We start from the raw sequence: 9,293 nt of genomic DNA, 5'->3' as shown, positions 1-9,293 counted from the left end.
TCACGAGGAGCTGCTGAAGGTTCTGGCGGATATCGCGCCGCGTTCGTCGGAGGTGCCGTTCTACTCGACGGTGACCGGTGAGCTGGTGGACACCGTCGGCCTGGACGCCGAGTACTGGTACCGCAACCTGCGGCAGACCGTCGAGCTGGAAGCCACCACCCGCACTCTGCTCGGCACTGGCCACGGCGTGTTCATCGAGGTGAGCCCGCATCCGGTCCTCACCCTTCCCGTTCAGCAGACCGTGGAGGACGCCGGGGCGGCGGCGGGGGCGGTGGTCGTGGGCACGCTGCGCCGCGACGAGGGCGGCCCGGAGCGGTTCCTGACCTCGATCGGCGAGCTCCATGTCAACGGGGCCGACGTCGACTGGCGGAAGGTGTTCGCCGGACACGGCGCCCGCCAGATCGATCTGCCGACCTACGCCTTCCAGCGGCAGCGGTACTGGCCGCAGCCGGCCGAGGACGCCACGCTCGGCAACGCACCCGTGTCCGAGGCCGACTCGGTGGACGCCCGGTTCTGGGAGGCCGTCGAGCGCGAGGACCTCGAGACACTGGCGCAGACGCTGGAGCTCGACGGAGAGGCGCCGCTGAGCGCGGTGCTGCCCGCCCTGTCGTCGTACCGGCGAGGCAGGCGTGACCGCTCGACGGTCGACAACTGGCGCTACCGGATCAACTGGAAGCCCCTCATCGACCAGCCGTCGTCCGGCTCCGACCAGGAGCAGGACGCCCCGATCACCGGTACGTGGGTGGTTGTGGTCCCGCCGGTCGACACCGCCCGTGAACTGGCCGAGCGCATCGCGCGGGACGCGGAGCGCCACGGGGCCCGCATGGTGCGGGTCGACCTGGACGCAACGGAGCCGGAGCGGTCGTCGCTGGTCGAGCTCATCCGGGCCGCGGCCCCCGGCACACCCGCCACGGACGGATCCGGGCAGGAGGGGACGCCCGCGATCGACGGAGTGCTCTCCCTGCTCGCGCTGGACGAGGAGGCGCTGGCCGAACACCCGGGTGTTCCGCGTGGCTTCGCCGCCACCGTGGCCCTGGTCCAGGCGCTGAGCGACATCGACATCGATGTGCCGCTGTGGCTCGCCACCACCGGAGCCGTGTCCGTGGGCCGTTCCGACCGGGTGGGCAGCGTCAAGCAGTCCCTGGTGTGGGGCCTGGGCCGGGTGGTCGGCCTGGAGTACGCACAGCGCTGGGGCGGTCTCGTCGACCTCCCCGAGTCGCCGGACGCGATCGACGAGCGGGCGCTGAACCGTCTGGTCGGCCTGATCGGGCGCTCCGGTGACGAGGACCAGGTCGCGGTGCGCGCCACCGGGGTCTTCGGCCGACGGCTCGTCCGGGCGCCCCTGGGCGACACCCGGCCGGCCCGTACCTGGGAGCCTCGCGGCAGCGTCCTGATCACCGGTGGTACCGGTGCCCTCGGTGGCCGCCTCGCCCGCTGGCTCGTGCAGGCCGGTGCCGAGCACCTGGTGCTGACCAGCCGCCGCGGCCTGGACGCCCCCGGCGCGGCCGAGCTGAGGGACGAGCTGACCGCTCTCGGCGCGCGGGTCACCGTCGCGGCCTGTGACGCCGCCGACCGCGGCGCGCTGCGTGAACTCCTCGACGGGCTGCCCGCCGAGTACCCGCTCACCGCGGTGGTGCACGCGGCCGGCATCCTGGACGACGGCCTCATCGACACCCTCACCGTCCCCAGGGCGCAGGGCGTCTTCCGGCCCAAGGTGGACGCCGTGGTGAACCTCCACGAGCTGACCCAGGACCTGGACCTGTCCGCGTTCATCCTCTTCTCCTCCTACGCCGGAACCGTCGGTGGTGCCGGTCAGGGCAGCTACGCCGCCGCGAACGCCTTCCTCGACGCCCTGGCGCAGCAGCGCCGGGCCCAGGGGCTGGCGGCCACCTCGGTGGCGTGGGGTGCCTGGGGTGGCGGTGGTCTGGTCGACGACGCCATGGCTGCCCAGCTGAAGCGGCGCGGTATGCCGGCGCTGGCGCCCGAACTCGCCGTCGACGCCCTTCAGCAGGTGCTCGACCACGAGGAGGTCGACGTCACCGTCGCCGACGTGGACTGGGAGCGCTACGCCCCCGGGTTCGCCGCGGCCCGGCCGCGTCCCCTCCTGAACGAACTGCCTGAGGTGCGGCAGGCGCTGGAGGCGGCTGAGGCCGAACTCGGTGCGGTCTCCGCCGGGCTGGCCGCGCGCCTCCAGGGGCTGTCGGCCGCCGAACGCGAGGCGGAGGTGCTCGACCTCGTCAGGTCGCACGCGGCCGAGGTGATCGGATACCCGAGCGCCGACTCGGTGGAGCCGGACCGGGCCTTCAGGGACATCGGGTTCGACTCACTGACCGCCGTGGAGCTGCGCAATGGCCTCTGCGCGGCGGCCGGTGTGAACCTGCCGGTCACGGTGGCCTTCGACTACCCGACGCCCACGGTGCTCGCCGAGTTCATGCTCAGGGAGGTCCTGGGCACCGCCCCCGAGCCGGCCGAAGACCTGCCGGTGGTGACGGGCACGGTCGTGGACGACGATCCGATCGCGATCGTGTCGATGAGCTGCCGCTTCCCCGGTGGAGTACGCACTCCGGAGGATCTGTGGCGGCTGGTCTCCGAGGGCAGCGATGCGATCAGCGCCTACCCGACCAACCGTGGCTGGGATCTCGACGAGCTCTACGGCCCGGACTCGGAGAACTCGGGCACCAGCGACTCGAGCGGCGGCGGCTTCGTCTATGACGCCGACGAGTTCGATCCGCAGTTCTTCGGGATCGCTCCGCGCGAGGCGCTGACCATCGACCCGCAGCAGCGGCTGCTGCTGGAGACCTCCTGGGAGGTGTTCGAGCGGGCGGGCATCGATCCCACGTCGCTCAAGGGAAGCCGGACCGGGGTCTTCGCGGGAAGCAACGGCCAGGACTACATCGGCCTGCTGCTGACCGCCCCGGGCGGACCTGACGGCTACCTCGGAACGGGCAACGCGGCCAGTGTCGTATCGGGCCGTATCTCCTACACCTTCGGTCTCGAAGGACCGGCCGTCACGGTGGACACGGCGTGCTCGTCGTCGCTGGTGGCGCTGCACATGGCGGTGCAGTCGCTGCGCCAGGGTGAATGCTCCCTCGCGCTGGCCGGCGGTGTCACGATCATGTCCAGCCCGGGGTCGTTCGTGGACTTCAGCCGCCAGAAGGGGTTGTCGTCGGACGGGCGGTGCAAGGCGTTCGCCGCGTCGGCGGACGGCACGGGCTGGTCCGAGGGCGTCGGCGTGCTGCTGCTGGAGCGGCTGTCGGACGCACGGCGCAACGGTCACCCGGTGATGGCGATCGTGCGCGGCTCCGCGATCAACCAGGACGGTGCGTCCAACGGCATCACGGCGCCCAACGGCCCGTCGCAGCAGCGGGTCATCCGCCAGGCGCTGGCCAGCGCCGACCTCGCCGCCCACCAGGTGCAGGCGGTCGAGGCGCACGGCACCGGCACCAGGCTCGGTGACCCGATCGAGGCGCAGGCGCTGCTGGCCACTTATGGCCAGGGGCGGCCGACGGACCAGCCGCTGTGGCTGGGCTCCATCAAGTCGAACCTCGGGCACACGCAGGCGGCCGCGGGCGTGGCCGGGATCATCAAGATGGTGATGGCCATGCGCGAGGGCGTGCTGCCGCGGACGCTCCATGTCGATGAGCCCACACCGCATGTGGACTGGACGGCGGGCGAGGTCCGGCTGCTGACCGAGCCGACCGCGTGGCCGGTGAACGGCGAGCCGCGCCGGGCGGGCATCTCCTCGTTCGGCATCAGCGGCACCAATGCCCACACCATCATCGAGCAGGCCCCGGAGCTGGAGCCGGTGGAGCGGGTCCGTACGGACCACGCCCCCCAGGCCGACTCGGACGCACGTCCCTGGACGGTCACCGGCAAGGGCGCCGAGGCGCTGCGCGCCCAGGCGAGGAACCTGCACGACCATGTGACGGCCCACCCCGAGCTCGACCTCGACGACGTGGGCTACGCGCTGGCGACCACCCGGTCCGTCTTCGACCACCGCGCCGTGCTCCTGAGCGGCGACCGGGACGGGCTGCTGAGCGGTCTCGAGGCCATCGCCTCGGGTGCCACGGCTCCCGGAGTCGTCCAGGGATCCGTGGGCACGGCCGGCAAGACGGCGTTCTTGTTCTCGGGCCAGGGCGCGCAGCGCCTGGGCATGGGCCGGGAGCTGTACGACGCCTTCCCGGTGTTCGCCCGCGCCCTGGACGAGGTGTGCGCGTATCTCGATGTGCTGCTCGACCGGCCGCTGCAGGAGGTGATGTTCGCCGCCGAGGGCAGCGCGGACGCCGAGCTGCTGAACCAGACGGCGTTCACCCAGCCGGCGCTGTTCGCCATCGAGGTGGCGCTGTTCCGGCTGCTGGAGCGCTGGGGCGTCACCGCGGATGTGCTGATCGGCCACTCGGTGGGAGAGATCGCCGCGGCCCATGTGGCCGGGGTGCTCTCCCTGGAGGACGCGTGCGCCCTCATCGCGGCGCGTGGCCGGCTGATGCAGGCGCTGCCGGAGGGTGGCGCGATGGTGGCCATCCAGGCATCCGAGGAGGAAATCGCTCTGTCGCTGGCCGGTCGTGAGGCCGAGGTGAGCATCGCCGCGGTCAACGGCCCGACGGCCGTGGTGATCGCGGGCGATGAGGCCGCGGCACTGGAGATCGCCGAGGACTGGGCGGAGCAAGGTCGCAAGACCCGTCGGCTGAAGGTCAGCCACGCCTTCCACTCGCCCCGCATGGACGCGATGCTGGACGACTTCCGTGACGTCGTCTCCGGCCTGTCCTTCGAGGCACCGTCGATCTCCCTGGTCTCCAACCTCACGGGTGCGTCGGCGGGAGCCGCCGAGGTGTGCTCGCCGGAGTACTGGGTGCGGCACGTGCGGGAGGCGGTGCGCTTCGCGGACGGGGTACGGGCCCTGGAGAAGCTCGGGGTGACCTCGTTCCTGGAGGTGGGCCCCGACGGTGTGCTCACCGCGATGGCGCAGGACTGCCTGACGACCGACGAGGGCGGAGACGCACTCACCATCGTCTCCGCGCTGCGCAAGAACCGCCCCGAGACCCAGGCGCTGACCACGGCGCTGGCCGAACTCCACGTCCACGGCACCACCGTGAACTGGTCGACGGCGTTCGCCGGACACGATGTGCGGCCGGTGGAACTGCCCACCTACGCCTTCCAGCGGCAGCGCTACTGGCCGAAGGCCGGCGGCCCCATGACCGGGGACATCTCCTCCGTCGGGCTCAGCTCGCCCAACCACCCGCTGCTGGGTGCCGGAGTCGAGCTGGCGGGCAGCGACGGATTCCTGTTCACCAGCAGGCTGTCGGTGCAGAGCCAGCCGTGGCTCGCCGACCACGCGATCGGGGGCGCGGCGCTGTTCCCCGGGACCGGATTCCTCGAACTGGCCATCCGCGCCGCCGACCAGGTCGGCTGCGGCCGGGTCGAGGAGGTCACCCTGGCCACCCCGATGGTCCTGCCCGAGAACGAACCGGTCCAGGTGCAGCTCTGGGTGGGTGACACGGACGAGACGGGCTACCGCTCGCTCAGCCTGTACTCCCGCCCGGCCGACGCGTCCTCGGACGAGCCGTGGACGCAGCACGCGGCCGGTGCGCTCGCCCCGTCCGGCCCCGAGCCGGCGTTCGACCTGAGCGCATGGCCCCCGGCGGACGCGGAAGCCCTGGACATCAGCGACTTCTACGAGCGCTTCGCCGCCACCGGCTTTGCCTATGGCCCGGTGTTCCAGGGCCTGCGGGCCGCCTGGCGCTCAGGCGACGACGTCTACGTCGAGGTCAGCCTCGGTGAGAAGCACGCGTCGGACGCGGTCGACTTCGGCCTCCACCCCGCCCTGCTGGACGCCGCCGTGCAGGCGGTGACCTTCGTGGCCCTGGAGGACGTCGGGCTCTCCCGGCTCCCGTTCTCCTGGAGCGGGGTGTCGCTCCACGCCGGTGGCGCCTCCACCCTGCGGGTGCGGCTCACCCAGCTCGGACCGGATTCCATCTCCCTCGCGGTGGCCGATGGCACCGGCCGCCCGGTGGCGTCGATCGAATCCCTCGTGCTGCGCCCGGTGTCGGTGGAACACATCGACGCGGCCAGGACGTCGGCGTTCCGCGACTCGCTGTTCACGCTGGACTGGACCGCCGTTCCGGCCATCGCGCCGGCCGAGGCGGCCACGGCCAAGTGGGCCGTGGTGGGCACCGACCACTACGGACTGGCCGTCGGCGCGATCGCCGGAGCCGAGGTGACCGCCTACGCCGATCTCGACGCGCTGGGCGCCGCGATCGACGGTGGCGCCGCTGCCCCGGAGGCCGTGTTGGTCTCCTACGCACCGGGCCTCGACGACGAGGCGGCTCAGGGCAAGCCCAAGAGCAAGGCGAAGGGCAAGGGCAGGAGCAAGGCCAAGCGGGGCCTGGAGCCCGCGGGCGCGATCCACGCGGTGACGCACCACACGCTCGGCATGATCCAGGGCTGGCTCGGCGACCGCCGGTTCGACTCCTCCCGACTGGTCTTCGTGACCTCGGGCGCCATGGCGCCCGAGGACCGCGACGAGACCCCGGACCTGATCCACGCACCCCTGTGGGGCATGGTGCGATCCGCGCAGTCGGAGAACCCGAACTGCTTCGTCCTGGTGGACCTGGACCCGCAGGAGCCCGCCGAGGCGTCCAAGGCGGCACTGCCCGCCGTGCTCGCCGCCGACGAGCCGCAGGCCGTGGTCCGCGAGGGAGCGGTGCTCGGCCAGCGCATGGCCCGGGTCTCCTCGGGCACCGCGCTGCTGCCGCCCGCCGGAATACGGGAATGGCGCCTGGACATGCACGCCAAGGGGACGCTGGAGAACCTGGCGCTGCTGCCCTGCCCCGATGCCACCGAAGCCCTGCGCGAGAACGAGATCAGGGTCGAGATGCGCGCCGCGGGTATGAACTTCCGCGATGTGCTCAATGCCCTGGGGATGTACCCCGGTGAGGCCGGGCCGCTCGGTGGCGAGGGCGCCGGTACCGTGACCGAGGTCGGCCCCGGAGTGACCGACGTGGCGCCCGGCGACCGGGTGATGGGCATCTTCAGCGGGTCGTTCGGCCCGGTCGCCATCACCGACCGGCGGGTCGTCGCCCGGGTCCCGGAGGACTGGACGTTCGAGCAGGCGGCCTCCACGCCGATCGTGTTCCTGACGGCCTATTACGCCATGGTGGACCTGGGAGGTCTCCAGGCCGGTCAGTCGGTGCTGGTGCATTCGGCGGCCGGTGGTGTGGGCATGGCCACGCTGCAGTTGGCACGGCACCTGGGCGCCGAGATCTTCGGTACCGCGAGTGAGGGCAAGTGGGACACCTTGCGGTCGCTGGGTCTGGACGACGAGCACATCGCGTCGTCGCGGACGCTGGACTTCGAGAAGCGCTTCTTGGATGTGACCGGCGGGCGCGGTATGGACGTGGTGCTCGACTCGCTGGCGCGGGAGTTCGTGGACGCGGGCCTGCGCCTGCTGCCGCGCGGCGGCCGGTTCCTGGAGATGGGCAAGACCGACGTCAGGGTGCCGGAGGAGGTGGCCGCCGAATACGGCGGGGTCTCCTACCGGGCGTTCGATCTCATGGAGGCGGGACCCGATCGCATCCACGAGATGTGGGGCGAGCTGATCTCGCTGTTCGAGGGCGGGGCGCTGCGGCCGCTGCCGGTGCGCACCTGGGATGTGCGCAGGGCGCCCGATGCCTTCCGCTTCATCAGCCAGGCCCGGCATACCGGCAAGGTGGCGCTGACCATTCCGAGGACGCTCGATGGCCCGGGGACGGTGCTGATCACGGGTGGTACGGGTGGTCTGGGCGCGCTGTTGGCCCGTCATCTGGTGGTGGAGCACGGTGTTGAGCGTCTGGTGCTGACGAGTCGTCGTGGCGTGGAGGCGCCGGGTGCGGCGGAGTTGGTGGCGGAGCTGGCCGGGCTGGGCGCCGAGGCGCAGGTCATGGCGTGTGATGTCGCCGACCGGGCGTCGGTGGAGAGCCTGCTGGCGGGTATCGGGTCGGAGCGTCCGCTGTCGGCCGTGGTGCACGCGGCGGGTGTGCTGGATGACGGTGTGGTGGAGTCGTTGACGCCGGAGCGGGTGGACAAGGTGCTGCGTCCGAAGGTGGACGCGGCGCTGCACCTCCACGAGCTCACGCGCGACCTCGACCTCTCCGCCTTCATCCTGTTCTCCTCCGTCTCCGGCACCTTCGGTGGCGCCGGCCAGGCCAACTACGCGGCGGGCAACGCGTTCATGGACGCCCTGGCCCAGCACCGCCGGGCCGCCGGGCTCCCGGCCGCCTCGCTCGTCTGGGGGCCGTGGACGCAGGACGGTGGCATGACCACCGAACTGGCCGACGCCGACGTCACCCGGATGACCAGGACCGGCATGGTCGCCCTCACCCCCGAGGCCGGACTCGCGCTGTTCGACGCGACCCGCGATCTCGACGGTGCCGTCCTGGTGCCCATGACGATGGACATGTCCTCGCTGGGCGAGCCGGTACCCGCGCTTCTGCGCGGACTGGTACGGGCCCCCGCGCGCAGGACCGCGGAGGCAGGCGCCGCGAGCACCTCGGCCGACCCGGCCGCCGAGCTCAAGCAGCACCTGGCCGGGAAGTCCGAGACGGAGCGCGAGCGCATCCTCGTGGACCTGGTGTGCGACCAGGTGGCCATCGTTCTGGGCTACGCGTCGGGACAGGCCATCGAGCCGGGACACGCGTTCAAGGACCTCGGCTTCGACTCCCTGTCGGCCGTCGAGCTGCGCAACCGGCTCAACGCGATCACCGGAACGCGGCTGCCGGCGACCCTGGTGTTCGACTACCCGACCCCGGCGGTGCTCGCACGGTTCCTGCGCGAGGAGGTCACTCCCGCGGACGGGCCCGCGACCGAGCCGGTCTTCGGAGAACTCGACCGGCTGGAATCCACCTTGTCGGCCCTCGGCTCCGACAGCGAGACGCACGCCAAGGTCATGGAGCGGCTCCAGGGACTGGTGGCGAAGTGGTCCGCCGGCGGCACCGGGCAGGTGGCCGGCACCGCGGCGGCGCCGGCCGACGACGCGGATGACGACAGCGAGATCGAATCGGCCACCGCCGACGAGATCTTCAAACTCATCGACGACGAATTCGGAATGTCCTGACGTGGCGAGCTGGAACTCACAGAGTGTTTCAAGGGGCTGGGGATAGTGGCGGAAGACGAAAAACTCCTTGACTACCTCAAGAAGGTGACGGCTGACCTGCGTCAGGCTCGTCGGCAACTTCGACAGGTGGAGGAGCGGGACCGGGAGCCCATCGCCATTGTGGCGTTGAGATCGCGGGAGCCCGGGGGCGTGAAGACGCCGGGTG

Annotated in this window: 2 protein-coding genes; both read left to right on the top strand. The window is 71.7% G+C overall.

The window, feature by feature from the left end:
- Window positions 1–9,088: SDR family NAD(P)-dependent oxidoreductase (locus tag ACFXB5_RS50750; RefSeq protein WP_385222161.1), on the top strand; the 9,088-nt coding region annotated here is incomplete at its 5' end.
- A gap of 45 nt (window positions 9,089–9,133) precedes the next feature.
- A partial coding sequence (locus ACFXB5_RS50745; protein ID WP_385222164.1) for a polyketide synthase docking domain-containing protein occupies window positions 9,134–9,293 on the top strand: 160 nt, incomplete at its 3' end.

It is taken from the genome of Streptomyces sp. NPDC059455 (genome assembly GCF_042750115.1).
Lineage (GTDB): Bacteria > Actinomycetota > Actinomycetes > Streptomycetales > Streptomycetaceae > Streptomyces > Streptomyces endocoffeicus.
Note: the sequence above shows the minus strand (reverse complement) of the source record. Positions and strands in the feature narration are given on the sequence as shown.